Source organism: uncultured Brevundimonas sp. (assembly GCF_963975535.1).
GTDB lineage: Bacteria > Pseudomonadota > Alphaproteobacteria > Caulobacterales > Caulobacteraceae > Brevundimonas.
Window position 1 is genome coordinate 1 of record NZ_CAXBHE010000029.1, and the last position, 1982, is coordinate 1982.

A 1982-nucleotide genomic window follows, 5' to 3' on the forward strand; every position below is an offset into this window, starting at 1 on the left:
GTAAATTGTATGCTTGTCATTGATACTATTTTAATGTTATTATTATTATTATATAATCAAAAGTAACCTAATGAATACAATTAAACAAGTAATTAGAACATTAATTTAAAAAAAGTTGCAGTCTTTTATAACCTAACGAATATAATACTAAACAAAAAACCTTGAAAAATTTAACAACTAACGACAGAATAAAGCATCTTATTAGCTTTAAGCAGCTCTCTATTTCTAGTTTTAGTAGAGAAATCGGATTAATAAATGGAGTAACCATTTCTAAAATTATAAATCAAAATAGAAAGCCATCTTCAAAAACAATAGGTAGAATTATTAAAGCTTTTCCAGACATAAATTATGACTGGTTAGTTAATGGAGAGGGTGATATGATAAAAGGAAAAGAAACAAGTTCTAATAATGTTATAGAACAAGATGAAATGACAGTTACAGCTTTACAAGTAACAAAATATTTGAACAAATTTTATCCTGAATCTTCTAATACAGTTGAACAAAAATTATCAAAACTTATTGATTCTAATCATTTGCACGTTTTAGAATTTTTACAAAATGGAAAAAATGAAATTAAAGAAGTAATTTCAAGAGGTTTTGATTCTATAGAAAATAGAGCTATTAAAATACAAGAAAAGTCAGAAATTTCTAGAGAAAAATTCTTAGTAGCTCACAAACAGACATTAGAAAAAGTAGCTTCTTTAGAAAAAGAAATTGATAAAAAAGTTAAACAAATGGAGTCAGCTTATAGTTTAGCTATAAACAAAATAAACAAACTAGGGAATGTCGTAGAAAATATTAACGATGGAATTTTAGAAATAGAAACTTATAATTTAGTAGAAGAAGTAAGAAAATTAAAAGAAATTAGCAAAAACAAATAGTAAAATTTCATTATTAAATAAAAATTAATTAATTTAATAAGATATACGTAATAAAAAAAATGATTTCTGTTTTTATTAATAAGCTAAAAAAATCATGAATTTTAAAGACTTTACAAAAGCAATACACAAAACCAATCATCTAACTTTAGATGAAAAACAGTCTTTATATAATACGTGGAGAAAAGAATATTTAAAAAAACTTAAAAAAAAATATAGTTTTAATAAGTCTATAAAATCTTAATTCCATAGCTTGTTGCTTGTATTAATTAACGTATTTAAATTAAACTTTTTATATTTCTGTAAAGTCTTAGCATCTTTGATTCCTGCAATCTGCATTAACTGATGATCTGCCATTCCTCTTTCACTCATTAAAGTAATAAAAGTTCTTCTTGCTGTGTGACTTCCTATAAGTTTCCACTTAGGAAATATTTCTTCTTTTTTTATATTACCCATATAAGAAACTTTTTTTATGCTGTCGTTTATTTCTAATTCTTTACATACTTCCTGTATTTTAACATTAAATTTTTGACTTGATATTTTTGGAAGTATCCAGTTATATTTATTTAATAGAGCATTTAACTTTTTATGCAAAGGAATAAAAGAAGTAATCTTAGTTTTTTTAGCTTTTTTAACTATAGCCTCCTCTCTTACATCTGCTTTTTCAAACATAGAATAATCTGAAAACCTTTGACCAGTGTAAGCACCTATTAAAAATAAGTCTCTTGCTCTTAATTTAGAACCTGTTAATTCTGCTTCTTCTAATAACTTTAATTCTTCTTCAGTTAGGTGTACATCGTTAGTCTCATGTTTTTTAATAGAATAATTTTTATAGTCTGTATTTAATTTATAGCCTTTTTTTTCAACCCATAGTAAGCAGGATTTAAAAAAATTGAAATACCTGTGCAATGTATTGTCATATAATTTATGATGTTTTCTTAAATAAGAAATAAATAAAGAATAAAAGTCATTATTAAGGTCTGCTAGTTTATATTTTACTTTATACTTTAATTGAAATTCTTTAAACTTTAAAAATACTACGTTATATTTTTGAATAGTTTCTTTTTCTACTTCTTGTAATTCTATTTTATGTTTTATAAATGC

At 23.6% G+C, this 1982-nt stretch carries 2 protein-coding genes; one reads left to right on the forward strand and one right to left on the reverse strand.

Translation table 11 applies throughout. The features are described from left to right. Positions 1-161 precede the first annotated feature (161 nt). A complete protein-coding gene (locus AACZ75_RS15630) occupies positions 162-881 on the forward strand; it encodes a hypothetical protein (protein WP_339874142.1) in 720 nt (239 codons plus the stop codon). A gap of 237 nt (positions 882-1118) precedes the next feature. On the opposite strand, the gene AACZ75_RS15635 is transcribed toward AACZ75_RS15630, so the two are convergent. Continuing rightward, positions 1119-1982: phage integrase SAM-like domain-containing protein (locus AACZ75_RS15635; protein ID WP_339874144.1), on the reverse strand; the 864-nt coding region annotated here is incomplete at its 5' end.